This is a genomic window from Luteibacter sp. SG786 (genome assembly GCF_011759605.1).
Classification (GTDB): Bacteria; Pseudomonadota; Gammaproteobacteria; order Xanthomonadales; family Rhodanobacteraceae; genus Luteibacter.
Map to the genome: position 1 here is coordinate 2,453,535 of NZ_JAAOYX010000001.1, position 17,035 is coordinate 2,470,569.

At 65.7% G+C, this 17,035-nt stretch carries 13 protein-coding genes; 7 read left to right on the forward strand and 6 right to left on the reverse strand.

Annotated elements, in window-relative coordinates:
- Positions 1-75: 75 nt before the first annotated feature.
- Complete coding sequence (dacB, locus tag FHS47_RS11190; protein ID WP_167027073.1) at positions 76-1,533, reverse strand: D-alanyl-D-alanine carboxypeptidase/D-alanyl-D-alanine-endopeptidase; 1,458 nt, start codon at positions 1,531-1,533, stop codon at positions 76-78.
- Entirely contained in the window at positions 1,521-2,306 is a 786-nt protein-coding gene (locus FHS47_RS11195; RefSeq protein WP_167027076.1) for an enoyl-CoA hydratase/isomerase family protein, read from the reverse strand. Before FHS47_RS11195 ends, dacB begins: the two co-directional genes overlap by 13 nt.
- A gap of 106 nt (positions 2,307-2,412) precedes the next feature.
- Here FHS47_RS11195 and FHS47_RS11200 point away from each other — a divergent pair, with 106 nt between their 5' ends.
- Positions 2,413-2,658, forward strand: coding sequence for a FeoA family protein (locus FHS47_RS11200; RefSeq protein ID WP_167027079.1), 246 nt, complete (start codon positions 2,413-2,415; stop codon positions 2,656-2,658).
- On the forward strand, positions 2,655-4,502 hold the full coding sequence (locus FHS47_RS11205) for a ferrous iron transporter B (protein WP_167027082.1): 1,848 nt from the start codon (positions 2,655-2,657) through the stop codon (positions 4,500-4,502). Before FHS47_RS11200 ends, FHS47_RS11205 begins: the two co-directional genes overlap by 4 nt.
- Positions 4,503-4,873: 371 nt before the next feature.
- Here FHS47_RS11205 and FHS47_RS11210 read toward each other — a convergent pair whose 3' ends face one another.
- From FHS47_RS11210 to FHS47_RS11220, 3 genes are all read right to left on the reverse strand, one after another.
- Positions 4,874-7,945, reverse strand: coding sequence for an RHS repeat-associated core domain-containing protein (locus FHS47_RS11210; protein ID WP_167027085.1), 3,072 nt, complete (start codon positions 7,943-7,945; stop codon positions 4,874-4,876).
- Between the two features lie 108 nt (positions 7,946-8,053).
- On the reverse strand, positions 8,054-10,921 hold the full coding sequence (locus tag FHS47_RS11215; RefSeq protein WP_167027088.1) for an RHS repeat-associated core domain-containing protein: 2,868 nt from the start codon (positions 10,919-10,921) through the stop codon (positions 8,054-8,056).
- 70 nt (positions 10,922-10,991) lie between these two features.
- The gene (locus tag FHS47_RS11220; RefSeq protein WP_167027091.1) at positions 10,992-12,461 is read right to left on the reverse strand and encodes a phospholipase D-like domain-containing protein; all 1,470 of its coding nucleotides are present in this window, start codon (positions 12,459-12,461) and stop codon (positions 10,992-10,994) included.
- 40 nt (positions 12,462-12,501) lie between these two features.
- Between FHS47_RS11220 and ispG the strand changes: the two genes are divergently transcribed.
- The 4 genes from ispG to FHS47_RS11240 all read left to right on the forward strand — a co-directional run bounded on the left by ispG (position 12,502) and on the right by FHS47_RS11240 (position 15,503).
- A complete protein-coding gene (gene ispG, locus FHS47_RS11225) occupies positions 12,502-13,761 on the forward strand; it encodes a flavodoxin-dependent (E)-4-hydroxy-3-methylbut-2-enyl-diphosphate synthase (protein ID WP_167027095.1) in 1,260 nt (419 codons plus the stop codon).
- A 76-nt stretch (positions 13,762-13,837) separates the two neighbouring features.
- Positions 13,838-14,668 (forward strand): aldo/keto reductase, encoded by an 831-nt coding sequence (locus tag FHS47_RS11230; protein ID WP_167027098.1) that lies wholly within the window; start codon positions 13,838-13,840, stop codon positions 14,666-14,668.
- A 79-nt stretch (positions 14,669-14,747) separates the two neighbouring features.
- Positions 14,748-15,107, forward strand: a complete 360-nt coding sequence (locus FHS47_RS11235) for a hypothetical protein (protein ID WP_167027101.1) — start codon at positions 14,748-14,750, stop codon at positions 15,105-15,107.
- Positions 15,108-15,188: 81 nt separating this feature from the next.
- Complete coding sequence (locus FHS47_RS11240) at positions 15,189-15,503, forward strand: hypothetical protein (protein WP_167027104.1); 315 nt, start codon at positions 15,189-15,191, stop codon at positions 15,501-15,503.
- 5 nt (positions 15,504-15,508) lie between these two features.
- On the opposite strand, the gene FHS47_RS11245 is transcribed toward FHS47_RS11240, so the two are convergent.
- Entirely contained in the window at positions 15,509-16,219 is a 711-nt protein-coding gene (locus FHS47_RS11245) for a YdcF family protein (RefSeq protein WP_167027106.1), read from the reverse strand.
- 158 nt (positions 16,220-16,377) lie between these two features.
- Here FHS47_RS11245 and FHS47_RS11250 point away from each other — a divergent pair, with 158 nt between their 5' ends.
- Positions 16,378-17,001, forward strand: a complete 624-nt coding sequence (locus FHS47_RS11250) for an XrtA/PEP-CTERM system exopolysaccharide export protein (protein ID WP_167027109.1) — start codon at positions 16,378-16,380, stop codon at positions 16,999-17,001.
- The last annotated feature ends 34 nt before the right edge of the window (positions 17,002-17,035 follow it).

Here is a 17,035-nt window from a genome sequence, read left to right on the forward strand (position 1 = left end):
ATTCCCCCCGACACGCCGGCGAAGATCGAAAAGGATCTGCCGGCGGTGCCGGGCGCCTGAGGTTCGGCGGCGTCCTCAAAGACGCCCGGTGGCCTCGGCGAGCATCACGGCGACCGCATCCACTTCCGCCGATGCGCTGCGCTGTGGCTCTGCGCCGTGCGGAGGCGGCCGGTAATTGTTGAGGAGAATCGCGAACGCCAGGCGCTGTCCCGACTTGGTGGTGACGTAGCCCGCAAGGGCGTTCACGTAGGTCATGCTGCCGGTCTTGGCGACGACGTTGCCTTCGGCAGCCGTGCCGCGCATGCGCCGGGCGAGCGTTCCGTCGACGCCGGCCACCGGGAGCAAGCCTCGCCATGCGTCGGCGCCAGGCTCGGTATCCATCGTGGCGAGCAGGCGCGTCAGGGCGGACGCGGTCGTGAGGTCGTGGCGTGACAGTCCTGATCCTTCCGCCATCGCGACGGACGTCGGACCGATGCCCCTCGCCGCGAGCCAATCCGACAGCGCCGCGGTGGCGCGATCCTCGGCGGGCGTCGCATCCGTACCTTGCGAACGGCCGGCCAGGAGGAAGACGGTCTGCAGGTAGAGGTTCTGCGATCGTTTGAGGCCCGCGCGCAGGATCTCCAGCAGCGTCGGCGAGGGCCACGAAGCCATCGGCTCGCCTCCGGGTGGCCGGACGGGCCAGCGCACGCTGCGCGCTTCGCCATCCACCCGGATGCCTTGCGCGTGCAAGGCTGATTCCAGCCGTCGCGCCGCGACCAGGGCGGGATCGGGCATGGAAATGCGTGCGGTGTGCGGCTTCGCACTAGCGTTATCCAGGCCGATGACATGGAGGGTGTCCGAGCCCGGCGCGCGATAGAACTCGGGTGCCTTGGCAGGTGCGTCGTTTTGCGGCGCATCTGCCGTGTCGAGCGCCACGGTGATCGCCGCATCCCGGGGCTGCACGTCGACACGAGGTCCGGCAAGGGCGACGATCATCGTATTTTCGTCGATGTCGAGACCACCTGCCTGGGCCCCGTAGGTTTCCTGAAGATCGGACGCTTCCCAGCCCGCACCGATGGGCGGCCCGGCGAAAAGGGTGTCGTCGCCCACCACGGCGCCATCGATGCGGCGAATGCCGCGTTCTCGCAGCGTTGCCGCAAGGCTGTTCGCCCATGCATCGCCCGACAACGTTGGATCGCCACCGCCACGGAGCACGATATCGCCGCGCAACCGTCCCCTTTTCACGGCACCGTTCGCCAGCACGTCGGTGCGTGCTCGGAAGTCCGGGCCAAGGCGGTCCAGCGCGAATGCCGCCGTATAGAGTTTGGCCGTGGAGGCCGGAAGCATGAGCCGGCCGGCGTCGTGGGCGTAGACGGTGCGTCCGTCATCCAGCGACACGACCGAGATGCCCCAGGAGGCCGCGGCGAATCGCGGCTCGGCGAGGTGGCGCTCGATCCGTGTTCCGACACCTTCGGCGTGTGCGACGGACGCCAGCAGGACCATGCATGCCGCGACGGAACGTGACAGCAGGCGGCGCGCCTTCAGACGATCCACGAGGGCTGCTTCTTGTCGAGGAACGCCGAAAGCCCGTCCTGTCCTTCCGGCGAAACGCGAAGGCGCGCGATGAGCGCGGCGTTTTCCGTGTCGATCCGCTCCATGTGCTGCAATGTCATGCCGCCCATGCCAAGTGCGAGCCGCTTCGCCTCACCTTGCGCTATCGGTCCACCCTTGGCCAGCAGGCCGGTCACGCGATCGACGGCGCCGTTGAGCTCGTCGGCCGGCACGGTTTCGTGCACCAGGCCCATGCGCAACGCGGCATCCGCCCCGAACACCTCGCCGGTCAGGAACAGTCGACGGGCGGGGCGCAAGCCCACGGCCGCGATGACGTAGGGCGAGATCACCGCGGGCACGAGACCGAGCTTCACCTCGGACAGGGCGAACTTCGCGCCGTCTGCCGCGATGGCGATGTCGCAGCAGGCGACGAGACCCACGCCGCCGCCGAACGCGGCGCCGTTCACCCGGGCGATGGTGGGCTTCGCAAGAAATTGCAGGCGGCGCATCAGGGTGGCGAGGCGAAGCGAATCGAGGCGGTTTTCTTCTTCCGACGCCGCGGCCATGCCGCGCATCCAGCGCAGGTCCGCGCCGGCGGAGAAGCTGCTTCCCGCGCCCGTGAGCACCACGACGCGCACGTCGTCGTCGCCTTCCAGTCGGTCGATGGCGGTGGTCAGATCTGCTATCAGGCCGTCGTCGAAGGCGTTGTGCACCTCGGGGCGATTCATGACGAGGTGGGCGACGACGCCCTTGCGAACCAGTTCGACGGCGGACATGGGGGAACCTCCTGATGGAAGCCGGGAATCATAAGGGGTAGGGCATGGGATGCAGCCCTCCCGCCAAAGGCATATAATGCGAACAGTTCTTATTTGAGTATTCCCTGTGCGCCTCTCAGACGCGCCGAAAGGTGCCCAAGCCGTGGTCCAGTCCGTTACCGATGCCCATCCCGCCGACCCGATCGCCCAGCGCCTTCGCGATCTGGGTTTTGTCGCGGGCGAACCGGTTCGGCTGGTGGCGAGGGGGCCCCTCGGGGGCGATCCGCTGCTGATCCAGATCGGCAGCACGCGTTTCGCACTCCGCAAGACGGAAGCGGCGCGCGTGGAGATCTCCGTGGGCGGTGCCGCATGAGCGCCGTCGCGACGCGCATCGCCCTCGTGGGCAACCCCAACTGCGGCAAGACGGCGCTGTTCAACCAGCTGACCGGCGGCCGGCAGAAGGTGGCGAATTACGCCGGTGTCACGGTGGAGCGGAAGGAGGGGCGCTTCGTGGCGCCGTCCGGACGCACGTTGCATGTCCTCGACCTTCCCGGCGCGTACAGCTTCGACGCCACCAGCCCGGACGAGGCGATCACGCGCGACGTGTGCCACGGGCGTTACCCCGGCGAGGCCGCTCCCGACCTGATCGTGTGCGTGGCGGATGCCACGAACCTGCGGCTTCACCTGCGCTTCGTCCTCGAGGTGCGCCGCCTGGGGCGGCCCGTCGTGCTCGCGCTGAACATGATGGACGCGGCAAGGCGGCGGGGCATCGTCATCGACGTGGCGCGGCTCTCGCAGCGGCTCGGCGTTCCCGTGGTCGAAACCGTCGCGGTGAAGCGTGGCGGCGCGAAGGCGCTGATCGAGCGTATCGACGCCAGCGTGCCGAACGTGGTGCCGGCACCGATCGACCAGGCCGGCGTGAACGAACTGCACGCGGAGGTTCGCGCGATCCTCGCGGACACGGTGGCATTGCCGCGCGACACCGTGGCCATCGACGACGCGATCGATCGCTGGGCGTTGCACCCGGTGTTCGGTCTGGCGATCCTCGCCGCGCTCATGTTCTTCATCTTCCAGGCGGTGTTCTCCTGGGCGCAGCCGGTGATGGACGGCATCGAGGCAGGCATCGCGGCGCTCGGCACGTTCGTCACGGGGTTCCTGCCGGAAGGCAGCGCCTTGCACAGCCTGCTCAACGACGGCCTTTTCGCAGGCCTGGGCGCGGTACTGGTATTCCTGCCGCAGATTCTCATCCTTTTCCTGTTTATCCTCGTGCTGGAAGAGTCCGGTTACCTGCCGCGCGCCGCCTTCCTGCTCGACCGCATGATGTTCCGCGTGGGCCTTACCGGCCGTGCGTTCATTCCGCTGCTCTCCAGCTTCGCCTGCGCCATTCCCGGCATCATGGCCACGCGCAGCATCCAGGACCCGCGCGACCGGCTCACCACGATCCTGGTGGCGCCGCTGATGACCTGCTCCGCGCGGCTGCCCGTCTACACGCTGCTCATCGCCGCGTTCATTCCCAGCCGCAGCGTGTGGGGCCTGTTCAACCTGCAGGGCATCGTGCTGTTCACGCTCTACTTCGCCGGCATCTTCAGTGCCCTGGGCGTGGCCTTCGTCATGAAGCGGCTGCGCAAGGACAAGAGCGAGCACGCGCTCATCATGGAGCTGCCGTCGTATCGCCTGCCGAACGTGCGCGACATCGCGCTCGGCCTGTGGGAACGCGCCATGATCTTCCTGAAGCGCGTGGGCGGCATCATCCTCGCGCTCACCGTGCTGCTCTGGTTCCTTTCCAGCTTCCCGGGGCCGCCGCCCGGCGCCACGCAGCCTGCCATCGACTACAGCATCGCCGGCCGCCTGGGCCGCATGCTCGAGTACGTGTTCTCGCCCATCGGTTTCAACTGGCAGATCTGTGTCGCCCTGGTGCCCGGACTTGCCGCTCGCGAAGTGGCCGTGGCCGCGCTCGGCACCGTGTACGCCATGTCGGGCAGCGACGATGCGCTCGCCTCGCAGCTGGGCCCCGTCATCGCGCAGCAGTGGACACTCGCCACGGCCTTGTCGCTGCTGGCGTGGTACGTGTTTGCGCCGCAATGCATGTCCACGCTTGCCGTGATCCGGCGTGAAACCAATTCCTGGCGCAACGTGGCCGTGGCCGCCGGATACCTGTTCGGCCTGGCTTACCTTGCTTCATTGGCTACCTACCAGATCGCGAGGGCACTCTCGTGAACACATTCGAAGTCGTACAGGGCGCGATCATCGCCGTCGTCGTCGTGGCGAGCATATGCGTCGCCTTCCGCAAGCTGCTGCCGAAGACGTCCACGCGGGCAATGGCACGTTTCTCGGCAGGGCTGAACCGCGAAGGCCGCTCACGAGCGATGCGGTTCCTCGGCCGCTGCCTTCAGCCCGCCGTTGCGACGGGCAGTTGCGGGGATGGGTGCGGTTCGTGTAACAGCTGCGCCCAGCCCGTACCGCACAGCGAGGCCCAACCATTGGAATTCAAGCCGCGTCGGCCTTGACGCTTCGTTATGGCAATGCCATGGCGCGGCTAAAAACAAGGTACTTCACGGAAGCTCGGGACGCTGGCCGGATGCAGCGGTTCAGAACCCCAAAAAAGCCTTCACGCGCGCCCACCAATTTCCGTTGTGAGGAGCCTGAGGCATTGGCGTTTGGGACCGTGAGCGACCAAATGTAAACTGTGGCATTATTGTCGGGCCCGGTGTGTCTGGTGTGAACGGCGTCTGCGGAGTGGGCGAAACATTCATCAACCTATAGGTGTCGCCTCCTTGGTCGGGTGGTCTGCTCGCTTCCAGAGCCTCGTCTGCCGCGATTTGTGCATGGTCAGGTAGTTGAGGCCGTGCATATGGGCCTAATAATTCGTTGCCCAGGTTCCCGGAGAATCTTTCGAAGAAACGCTGCGCGTTTCGGTAATCCTCTTGGTCCAAGTGAATTCCGAGCCGTGCCAGAATCGCCTTCACGAGAAGTCCCATTAAGTCTCCGAAGTTTTGCGTGACCATACGAAGTACCGTGTCCGTCACAGCGTCTCGGCCATTGACCGGACTTATCCTCCGCCTTCCGGAATTGATTTCAGCCTGCGGATGGCGGACGCTGATGGCAGTGATGCCAGCCTTGAGCGCACCGGCAGTCAAGGGTTGGCCCAGCAGAAAGTCGGCAACGCGGTTATTGCCGGCGATAAAGGCAGATCCGCCATAGGCGACGGCGCCCAAGAGGCCATTGGCCAGGATAATGCCCCCGGGCGCTCGGCGACCGCCGAAGTCGACACTATTCCCGGCTTCACCGAATAATCGTTGGGCCAATGCGTTCACGAGGGCATAGACCGAGGTTGCGAACATGTTGGTCACCACGTCGTTGATTGGATTGCCTCCAAACATGGCCAGCAAATAGGGGCCAGCGGTGAGGCCGGCTCCGCCCAGGGCCAACGCCCAACCTATGCCCCTAGTCTGTTGATTTCGGCCACTTGCGCCAGCGAACCAACCTGCCGTAGCGACCATGCCCGCGATGACCGCCATAGTGGCGTGGGCCAAGTCAGAGCTCTCGCCGGTGGGAAACGCGAATTCGCCGCCGATTGTAAACAGCAGCATGAACGCCATGGCGAACATGGTGATAATAAATTCACGCAGGGCGGAATCGAACACGGTTGCGCCGCGTTCTGGTCCCTCCCCATCCTCGGACGGTGCCAGTCCCGACGCATCGGCGCGGGTAACAGGATTGCCCCCCACCATGGCAAAGCGGTTTTGACCATCCACATCGCCGGCAGGGTCCGGTGCGATCCAGCGCATGAGCCAGGATGCGTAATAACGGAAGCCGTAATAATGCAAGCCGGAGTCGTCCCTCTCCTTACCGGAATAGTGGATGCTCTTGTAGCTGGCTTCGATGCGGTTGCGCGCCACGCAACCCGCCGTGCTTCCGTACGGGTGGTACCACTCGTGGCTGATCAGCGATGCGTTGCCATCGATCTCAAGTGTGCATGACCCGAGGTGGTCGGTGACGGCATAACGATCGGTGTCGTTTTCCATACCTGGGGGAACGGTACCGCCTTCCCAATGCAGGGTGCGTACCGTGCCGCCGGCGATCTCGGTACAGATGACCTGCAGGCGCTCGCCGGTGACTTGGTCGGTGCGCCATTCCAGGCCTGGAAGGTAGCGTACGTCCCGCGTTCGCCATTGCCCCCCGACCAGGATGGTCTGGAGCTTGCGCACGCGTGTGGCGACACCGTTGTAGGCATAACGCTCGTTATCGCCTGCCGCGTGCGCGCGAACCAATTGGGTCGTGCGGAACAGCATGTTTCGTCCGTTCCAGACGAGTTCCTGTCCCGGTTGCAGGTTCCGCAGGTTGCCGTTGGCATCGAAGCCGTCGGCAAGATCGGGAGGAGGCTGGCCATCGTCCAATGGCATGCTGCGATTGCTGGTGTCTGCAACTGCCATGCGGCGCGTGTAAGACTGGGCGCCCGCGTGGCGAAGCGACAACAGATTATTGCCGTCGTCATACTCATAGGTTTGCTGGTAACCCACGACGGCCTCACCGGGCTGCAATTGCCAGGCGGGTGCCCCCGGGCCCGTGGCGGGACTGACGCTTTCACGTCCGGTGGCGCCGATCAGGCGATAGAGCGTGTCGTAGCGGTAGGTGTTGACTGGCTCGACCTTCCTGCCGGAAAAATAGGTGATCGGTTGCGCCGCATCGTCTGTCGAGACAATGTTGCCGGCAGCGTCGTAGGCATAGGAAAGGTCCTGGAGCATGTCGCTACCGCGCCTGGCGCTCGACTTTTTCAGTCGATGGTCCGCCGGGGCGAATTCCCAATGCCTCTGGATGCCGTTGCCGTCGATCCTGAGTACAGGGGCCCCTTCGGCGTCGATAACCATCTCCCTCAACAGACAACGCTCGACGCCTCCGGCCAGGCCGAGCCATACCTGTCCGAGACTGCCATCGACGCCTCGCACCGAGCGTTGGGTGTTACCGCGCGCATCGGTATGAAGCATGACCTCGCTCAACGCGTTGTAGCCATACCGGGTTGTCCATGCGTCGGCTTCGAGCATCGCGTCGCGCTGGGCCACGTCCTCGGGCCAGTCGGGCACATCCATCGTGGCGAGGAAACGGCGGGTGTCGTCCAGCGGTGCGCCCGTGATCGTGTATTCGACGGCTGTCGTGGTGCCCGCGGTGTCGTCGTGCCGGATCAAGAGGCCTCGCCGGTTGCTGGGAGCGTCCGCAGCACCGTAGGTGAAACGTTCGACGCACCTGTCGCTGGCACCTGCCATGTGCTCATGCGTCGAGACCGGCCTGAGCTGGTCGTCGAATGCGTACCGCATGATGGTCCCGCGGCTATCCCAGATCTGTACCGGGTTGTCGGCTGCGGAGAACACGGCGACGCGCCGGCCGGAATCGACATGACTCACATGCAGCGGCTTGCCCGAAAGGCTCCATATGGCATTGCCCGTGGGCGGACTGCCGGCATTCTCCTGGAATCGCTTCCAAAGACGGGGATCCCAGTGCATCTCCTGTTGCCCGCGCACATTGCATTGGGAACGTCTTACGAGGGGCGTCGGTTCGTCGCTCTCGGTCGTCCGGAGATAGGCAATGCTTCGAATGCCAAGTCCGCGCGGATCGACCGCGGAAACGACGGGGGTGTGCGAATGCAGGCTGGCAGTGTCTGGCATGGCGAACCGTCCTGGTTCTGGATGCGGCAATTCCGTTGCTCTATTGATGTATTAGTCGCCCCCCTGGCATATGTCAAGCGTTTTCCTCGTCTAAAGGCGCGGCCTGGGTCAAACGGTCATTGCCCTTGGATGTCTCCGTGATCCGCGGTCAGATGTCGCGCCGTAGGAAGGAAGGGACTTTGTTCTACCGCGCAGCAACGATCCGTATTCCGGCGACGCAGACGCCGGTGCACCGGCGAATCCCAACATCTTTTCCAGATTCTTCTTGACGTGATAAGCAACGATGCCCCGAGCGTAGCCGGCAATGGACGACGCTACCACGCTCATGCTCGCCGAGATTTCCTCGTTCATGCCGAGCCTCGGCCACAGTGTCTCGGCAAACGCGGCGAGCGGTCTGAAGACACCCCGGGTCGTTATCCCCGTCGCTATGTGCACCGCGGTTCGCTTCTGGAAGGTGTGCCCGTGCTTCGTTTGCGTGGCTTGACGGTAACGTGTCATTCGTAGGAGCGCGGCGGCCGTCTCGCTCATCGCTTTCTCGGCTGGGGGGATCAGCAGAGCGCCAATCGTCGGCGAAACGTATGTCTTGAGGCGTGCCATTCCCGCCGCGATGGCCGCCCCTGCGGAAATTTGCTCCACGCTGTAGGTGAACGAAGGGGAGTGGCCCGGAGCCCAGTCGTTTCGCGGCCCATACTGCAGGACGGGCGCAAGCGCGGAAGTCACGATCAGTTTGGTCATGGTATCGACGGCCTGTCTGCCGGTGATACCCGACGCGCGATAGAGCATACCGGTTCCCAGGGCGCCGGCCAGGGTTGCCGCGCCCATCGCGATCGTCCTGGGACCACGAGGATGTTCAGCGACATGACCGTGCATGAGTGCGGCGGCCACGACCGCACCGGACCCTACCGCGGTGCTCAGGAACATGTAGTACGCGGCGTTTTCCATGACGTCGGAGTCCGCCTGGTCCCATGCCCATTGGAATGTCGTTCCGACCACCGTCGATATGAATTCGGCGGCGCCCGCTCGAGCCGCCGATGCCGCGACAATGCCGGTGTCTTGCCGGCTCCAAAGGCCCATCGCATCGGCGAAGGTGACGGGATTGCCTTTGACCATGGCGTAGAGATTCCAGCCATCCATGTAACCGGCCGGATCGGGGCTGGTCCATCGCTGCAGTGAGGATGCGTAATAGCGGTAACCGTAGTAGTCAAGACCGGTGCCGTCGCGTTCCTTCCCGCTGTAGCGACAGGTTTTGTAGTCAGCTTCGTTCGGATCGCGTGTGACGCGCGCGGCGGTATCGCCATAGGGCCTGTACCATTCGTCGCCTATAACCTCTGCCTGCTCGTCCAGTTCGCACGTGTACGAGCCGAGGTGGTCGCTCAGTTGGAAGCGAAGAGTGTCGTTGAGAAGGCCCCCGGGCGGCTCGCCAAGCCAATGCAGGTTGCGAACGAGGACGTCGCCGATCGTTACGGTGGCGACCTGGTGCGGATCGGCACCCATATGCTGCTCGAGGCCAGGCAGGTAGCGGGTTTCATGGGTGATAGCGCCCTGGGTGTCCACGCACCATTTCCTGGTGCGGCGGCCGGCGCCGTCATAAGCGTATTGCTCGCGATCGTTAGGAACATCGCGAACGGCTTCCCGTAATTGCCCGCGCACGTTCCAGTGCAGGCGCACGCCTGGCATGACGCACTGGTGGCCGTTGGCGTCGAACGCGGCATCGACGTCGGTGTCGTTGTCCGACCAGGGCACGGCGCGATTGCTGAAGGGTGCAACGCGCATGCGCTGTTCGCCCGTCCACGCGCCGCGATGAACAAGCAAAACGAGGTTGCCGGCAGTGTCGTAGGTGTAGTGCTCGGTGTATCGAATGGTGTCGCTGGACGGCCAAGGCTGCCAGGGCGGGAGGTCGGGGCCTGACGTGGCCAGTGCGCTTTCCGTACCCTCCGTACTCGTCAGGCGGTAAAGGGAGTCGTACGTATACAAATCCGAACCGCCAAGCCGGCGGATTTCCAGCACGTTGCCGACGGGATCATGCACATAGGCCGTGTCTTCCAGCAACGCGCCGTCGATGGCTCGCTTGCTGCGGCGGGTTTTCAGCCGTTGGTCGTCTTCGCCATAGGTCCATTCAGTAGTGAAGGTTTGGTCGGCGGCCACGCGGCTGACCAGCCGGCCAGCCGCATCGTAACGTCCCTCGCCAAACACGTGCCGCTCGCCCGTCGCGGGTCGCATCAGCCATGCATCGCGCGGGTGTCCCTCGATATTCTGAGCGAAGCGCCAACGATGACCGGCTGCATCGGTGATCGCGCAGGCGTCGCCTGTCGCATCGTAGAGAAAGCGCGTGATGGCGGGTTGGTCTTCCAGCAGGGCGTCGCGCTCGGCGGCCTCCAGCGGCCAGTCCGTTGCCGCGGTTGAGCGCAGGAAGATACGGCGCTGGCTGGCGTCGCCCCCGGTAAGCGCGAAGGCATCGATGTGCAGGCTGCCCACCGGATCGTCGTGGCGGACAAGGCGACCCGCTCGATTCGTCTCGTGCGCGTCACCGCTGCCGGGCGCATAGGTGAAGCGCTCTACACAATGAGTGGTGCCATCGGCGGACCGCTCGTGTATGGCCAGGGGGCGGTCCAATGCGTCGCCCTCCCGCCATTGGTTGTTCCCTCGCGCGTCCCAGACAGTATCGGTTCGGCCTGAGGCGGCCAGCAGGAGCATCCTTTGTCCCGCGTCTGCGCTGTCGCTGCGCAGGGTCCTGCCAGAGAGGGAGGGTATCTGTCGCAGCGTGGCGGGGCCGCCGTCGTTGGCGCCCGCCCAAAGGCGAGGGTCCCAACGTGCGCGTTCACGGCCCGCGGCGTCGTGCGACAGGCGATGCACCAGGGTCTGCAGCGGGTCGGGCTCTTCGCTGCGCAAGTAGGTAACGGACCTTAACGGTAATCCGCGTGGGTCGATGGCGGCCACGACCGGAGTGCCGGTATGCGGTGTGGTACAGACAGGCATGTCGAACCCTTCCTTGGGCCGGTGGCGGCTAGCCACTTGCAGGAGACTTTGAACCGCTACCGTTGCGGAATCAAGCGTCCTCGTCGCCGCGTCCCGCTCGATCCCTCCGCTGTCGCCGCATCGTCCACCAACTCGCGGTGAGGTTCACGGTGAACCAGGCGCCGATCAGCGCGAGCGGCCACGCGATCGCGGCAGGCCAGACGATCGCCACGAGCGTGAGCACCAGCGCCGCTGCCGCACCCGCGAGCACGGGCCCCGTCTCGGTGTCGCCAAGCACGCGGTGCTGGGTGATCGCGGCGCCGACGGTATTGGCGATGCGCAGCGCGCCGGCGGCGGCCCGGCCGGAACTGCCGCCGCCGCGCCGTGGCCGGGGCGGGCGCGGCGAACGGCTGCGCATGCGCTCGTTGCCTGTGCGCCGGCGCCTGCCGCGCAGGAGAATCTCGGTACTGTTCTCCAGATCGGCCTCGTACTGCGCGGCAAGCTGGCTCGCGAAGTCGGCGTCTTCGATCGCCACGTCGATCTCGCGGTTGCTGAGCCAGCTGGCTATGTTGAGGTTGGACGAGCCCACACGCGCCCAGCGGCCGTCGGCCACGGCCGTTTTCGCGTGCAGCATCGAGCCGTTCCACTCGAACACGCGGATGCCGGCTTTCAACAGCGGCCGGTAGCCGGAGCGCGACATGCTGGCCACCATCGGGATGTCGCTGCTGCCGGGTACCAGCAGGCGCACGTCCACGCCGTCGCGTGCGGCGGCCGACAAGGCCTGCACATACGGCGCCACGCCGACGAAATAGGCATCGGTAAGCCACAGCGTCCGCGTGGCCATGGCGGCCACCATCTGGTCGAGGCGGTACATGCCCGCCGTGCTCGGCTGCGTGGCGATGAGGCGCAATGAGACATGGCCTGCCCCGGGCAGGTTCACGGGCGGCAAAAGGCGCTCGTCGTTCGGCAGCGGCTCGCCGGTTTCGCGCCAGCTGTCCGCGAATGCATGCTCGATTTCGGCGACGGCAGGCCCGCGCAGCATCACCCCCGTGTCGCGCCACGGCGGCACGTCGCGCGCCGGGTCGCCCAGCCATTTCTCGCTGATGCAGACGCCGGACAGGAAACCCACCTCGCCGTCCACCACCAGCACCTTGCGGTGGTCGCGGCTCACCCAACCGAACGAGCTGCCGAGCTTCGGTGGATTGTAGATGCGCACCTGTCCGCCGGCCTGGCGCAACGGATTCCAGAACGACGAACGCGACTGGCCCAGGCACCCCGCCCAATCCGCGATGACGGCGACGAAGACGCCGGCCCTGGCGCGCTCCACCAGGGCGTCGAGGAATGCCCGGCCGATGGCGTCGTCGCGGACGATGTAGTTCTCGAGGAAGACGTGGCGCCGCGCGGAAGCGATGGCCGCGAGCCACGCGTCGAAATGCGCGCGGGCGTCGATCAGCAGTTCGACCGCGTTCCCCCCGATCAGGGGCGCCCCCGCGCTGCGGCTCAGGGCCTGCTCGGCGAACAGGCGATTCGAAAAACCGGTGGCACTGTGGCGGACGTTCATGTTCCCGAGTTTACGGGGATATGCGGTAAAATGGCCCGCTATGACCGAAGACCTCTCCAGCCGCCCGCGTCCCGCGGAAGCCGGCGCACGCCGCCCCAGCACGGGCGTCCTGATCGACCGTGTCCAGGTGGGCGGCGGCGCGCCCATCGTGGTGCAGTCGATGACCAACACCGACACGGAAGATCCCGTCTCCACCGCGAAGCAGGTGGCCGAACTGGCCCGCGCCGGCTCCGAGATGGTGCGCATCACCGTGAACACCCCCGCGGCCGCTGCCGCGGTGCCGCGTATCCGCGAGCGGCTGGAGATGATGGGCGTTTCGGTGCCTCTCATCGGCGATTTTCACTACAACGGCCACCAGCTGCTGGAAGGCGAGCCCGCCTGTGCGGAGGCGCTGGCCAAATACCGCATCAACCCCGGCAACGTGGGCTTCGGCAAGAAGAAGGACGCCCAGTTCGCCTCGATCATCGAAATGGCGATCCGCTACGACAAGCCCGTGCGCATCGGCGCCAACTGGGGCTCGCTGGACCAGTCCATGGTGGCCGCGCTGATGGACGAGAACGCGGGCAGGGCGAATCCATGGGACGCCAGCCACGTGGCCCGCGAGGCACTGATTCGTTCCGCGCTGGATTCCGCCGCCCGTGCCGAAGACCTCGGCCTTCCGCGCAGCCGCATCATCCTGTCCTGCAAGGTCTCCGGCGTACAGGAACTCATCGCCGTCTATCGCGACCTGGCCCGGCGTGGCGACTACGCACTGCACCTCGGGCTCACCGAGGCCGGCATGGGTTCCAAGGGCATCGCGGCATCGAGCGCCGCGCTGGGCGTGCTGCTGCAGGAAGGCATCGGCGACACCATCCGCATCTCGCTCACGCCCGAGCCGGGACAGTCGCGTACCACGGAAGTGATCGTCGCGCAGGAACTCCTGCAGACCATGGGCCTGCGCGCCTTCACGCCGCTGGTCACTGCCTGCCCGGGCTGTGGCCGCACCACCAGCGAGTTCTTCCAGGAGCTGGCGAAGACGGTGCAGGGGCACGTGCGCGAGAAAATGCCGCTCTGGCGCGTGAAGTACGACGGCGTCGAGAACCTCACACTCGCGGTCATGGGCTGCGTGGTGAACGGGCCGGGCGAGTCCCGCCACGCCAACATCGGCATCTCGCTGCCGGGCAATGGCGAGGCCCCGTCGGCACCGGTCTTCATCGACGGTGAAAAAGCGATGACCCTGCGCGGCGATCGCATCGCGGAAGAATTCGTGGCGATCCTCGACAACTACGTGGAAACCCGTTACGCCGCACGCGGGGATTGAGGCGTTCCTCTGCCGTCACATCCCGCATGCGTGAGAATGGGGACCATCGGGGGTGGTCCCCCTTCCGGAGAGTCACATGGCAGCGAAGGTTCCGCTCCTCACCCTCAACGATGGCCACACCGCGCCGCAGCTCGGCTTCGGTGTTTTCCAGATTCCCGACGCCGAAACCGCCGATGCGGTTGCCCACGCCTTGCAGACGGGCTATCGCTCCATCGACACCGCGTCGATCTACGGTAACGAGCGCGGCGTGCGCCAGGGCATGGAGCGCTCCGGCGTGGCACGGAGCGACATCTTCCTCACGACCAAACTGTGGAACGCGCACCAGGGGTACGACGAGACGCTGCACGCTTGCGATGAAAGCATGAAGCGTCTGGGTGTCGATTACCTCGACATGTACCTCATCCATTGGCCGACGCCGAAGAAGGATCGCTACGTCGATACCTGGAAGGCTTTCCTGCGCCTGCGCGAGGAAGGCCGCGTCCGTTCCATCGGTGTTTCCAATTTCCAGCCCGAGCATCTCGAGCGCATCATCGGGGAAACGGGCGTCGTGCCGGTGGTGAACCAGATTGAACTGCATCCGGATTTCGCCCAGCGCGAACTCGTGGCGGTGAACGCGAAACACGGCATCGTGACGGAGGCATGGAGTCCGCTCGGGCAGGGTGGCGAGTTGCTGAAGCATCCCGTTCTTGTCCGTGTCGGAGAGAAGCACGGCAAGACCGCCGCGCAGGTGGTCCTGCGTTGGCATGTGCAGCTTGGACACATGGTGATTCCGAAGTCGGTGACGCTGGAACGCATCGCCGCGAACATCGACGTGTTCGACTTCGAACTGTCGGCAGACGACATGAAAGCCATCGACGGGCTCGACGCCGGCAACCGCATGGGCCCGCATCCGGATGAGCTGAACTGACCGGACAGATGTGCTCTTCACGTACGAGGCGATAGTGTCCGGACGAAAGCGCCGCTTCCGCGGCGCATCCGGAGCCCTCATGCGTCCGTCCATCGTCGTTACCGCACTCGTTCTCGCCGTCGCCGCTGCGCCTCACGCCTCGGCGCAGGTCGTGCCAAGCCGGCCGGCCGCCAGAGAACGGGCGACCGAGCCGCCGCCGTTGCCGACCCCGTCGTCGTCGATTCCGCGCAACCCGGCGGCCGCACCCATGCGTCCGGCGTCCGATGCCGGGGCGACAGAACGCGGGCTGGCTCCGGTGGAACCAGGGAAGCCCGGCGTGACGAATCGCGTCCAGGATGCGAACGACCAGAATCGCGATCCGCAGGGACACCTCCTCGACCCGCACGGGAAGCCGGTCGGCCAGAAGCCGAGTTCGCCTGCACCCGCGACGACACGCTGACTGCCGTCGCCCGAAAGACCGTCGCAAGTTCCCGGCGGTGAGCTACCATCGCGGGCGATGCTGTCCTTTCCGGGGGTGAGGATGAAACGTGCGATCGCGATGGCCGTCCTGGTCGTCGGACTCGTTGGATGTCAGGGCATGGCGGCGAAGATCGCCCGGCTCGACGTGGGCACGCCTCGCGACGAGGTGATCGACCGCCTCGGTCGTCCCGACTCGGACCGCACGATCGTCGGTTACGAAGTGCTGAGCTGGCTCGACCGCCGGCCCGGCCGCTTCTCGTTCTCACACAAGGATTACACCGTCGTGTTGAAGGACGGCAAGGTCGTGCAGTTCGGCCCCGGCCTGATTCGCCGCGACGGGAAAACCTCCCTCCAGATCGAGACGGACGATCCCTAGGGTCCCTAGATCCATCCGTGCAGGTGATAGGCCCAAAGGGCTATCCGCTCGTAAAGGCAGCGGGCGGTGAGGGTGAGGGCATCGCGGCGCGGCAACCAGCCCGGCGCGTCGTACAGGGCCACATGGGTCTCGTCCGTGGGCTCCGGCCACACCTTGATGCCCATTTTCCTGAATGCCGCCGAGGCCCGACGCATATGGGTGGCGGACGTTACCAGCAACACCTCCGAGGCACCGCTGGCCGCCAGCAAGGCCGCCGAATCGCGCGCGTTCTCGTGTGTGTTCCGGCTGCGTGCTTCCACCCGGATAGCGTGAACCGGTACACCAGCCGCCGCGTAGCCCTCCGCCATCGCGCGCGCCTGATCGCTGCCGGATACCACCAGGAGCGGAGCGTATCCGGCACGCCAGAGGGCCAGCCCCTTGCCCGCGCGGGTCTTCGCGCTCGACCAGTCGGCCAACGGACGCGTCTCCCCGCCCAGCACCACGATGGCATCGGCGTGGGGAGGCTGTGGCGGCCCGGTCGTCGCCAGGGTGTTTCGTAACGCCAGGGCGAGTGCGGGTGTGGACGCGAACCACAGCCAGGCCAGGGCTATCGCGCCTGCCCATGCCGCCAGGGCGTGCCGGCGACGAAACACCATCGCAAGCGAGATCGCGCCCAGCAACAGTGACTGGACGGCCGGGTGCGTGAGGCTTTCCACGATGTCGAGCGACTCGGCCAAACGGGCATCTCGAGTGCGTCGGAAACAGGCTTCCAGCATGACGCAACGCGCTCCGGAACACCTTCGGTCGAATGGCATAGGCGGGCTGTCGGAATGGACGCCGGGTGCCATTGAAATGACGATACCGCTCGACGAAGTCACAGGGGCAGGTGTTCATCATGAAGGTCTTCAATCGCGTTGCCACACTCGCCACCGTACTTCTGTTGGGCGCGTGCGCCACCGGCGGAAGCACGTCCCCGCCACCAAAGGCCGCCGCCGAAAGCCAGGCGGTGAACACCTATCTGATCGGTGTGGACGACCAGCTCCAGGTCACGGTCTGGCATAACCCCGACCTCAGTGTCAGCGTGCCGGTGCGACCGGACGGCAAGGTTACGGTACCGCTCGTCGGCGACGTCGCCGCAGGTGGCCGCACCACCGAGCAGGTGGGTGCCGAGATCCAGCAGAAACTTGCGCAATACATTCGCGACCCGCAGGTGGCGGTGATCCTCACCGCGCTGCGCAGCCACGAGTACCTGTCGCGCGTTCGCGTTACCGGTGCCGTACGCAGTCCGATTTCCATTCCCTACCGCCAAGGCATGACCGTGCTCGACGCGGTGCTCGCGGCCGGGGGCACCACCGAATTCGCGGCGCCCGATCGCACGGAACTCTATCGCCGCAACGAGGGCGGCGACACGCAGTCCTACGCGGTGCGGCTGGAGAAGATCCTCCAGCAGGGCGACTTGGCGAACAACTATCCGGTGCAGCCCGGTGACGTGATCACCGTTCCGCAGCGCGCATTCTGACCGATTCCGCCGCAGGCGGATGCAAGGGGTAATT

What these genes read in the sequence shown, in the direction of transcription:
- FHS47_RS11195 (WP_167027076.1), bottom strand. Translation starts at nt 2,306, where the DNA reads ATGTCCGCCGTCGAACTGGTTCGCAAGGGCGTCGTCGCCCACCTCGTC.
- FHS47_RS11205 (WP_167027082.1), top strand. Translation starts at nt 2,655, where the DNA reads ATGAGCGCCGTCGCGACGCGCATCGCCCTCGTGGGCAACCCCAACTGC.
- FHS47_RS11210 (WP_167027085.1), bottom strand. Translation starts at nt 7,945, where the DNA reads ATGCCAGACACTGCCAGCCTGCATTCGCACACCCCCGTCGTTTCCGCG.
- FHS47_RS11215 (WP_167027088.1), bottom strand. Translation starts at nt 10,921, where the DNA reads ATGCCTGTCTGTACCACACCGCATACCGGCACTCCGGTCGTGGCCGCC.
- FHS47_RS11220 (WP_167027091.1), bottom strand. Translation starts at nt 12,461, where the DNA reads ATGAACGTCCGCCACAGTGCCACCGGTTTTTCGAATCGCCTGTTCGCC.
- ispG (WP_167027095.1), top strand. Translation starts at nt 12,502, where the DNA reads ATGACCGAAGACCTCTCCAGCCGCCCGCGTCCCGCGGAAGCCGGCGCA.
- FHS47_RS11230 (WP_167027098.1), top strand. Translation starts at nt 13,838, where the DNA reads ATGGCAGCGAAGGTTCCGCTCCTCACCCTCAACGATGGCCACACCGCG.
- FHS47_RS11235 (WP_167027101.1), top strand. Translation starts at nt 14,748, where the DNA reads ATGCGTCCGTCCATCGTCGTTACCGCACTCGTTCTCGCCGTCGCCGCT.
- FHS47_RS11240 (WP_167027104.1), top strand. Translation starts at nt 15,189, where the DNA reads ATGAAACGTGCGATCGCGATGGCCGTCCTGGTCGTCGGACTCGTTGGA.
- FHS47_RS11250 (WP_167027109.1), top strand. Translation starts at nt 16,378, where the DNA reads ATGAAGGTCTTCAATCGCGTTGCCACACTCGCCACCGTACTTCTGTTG.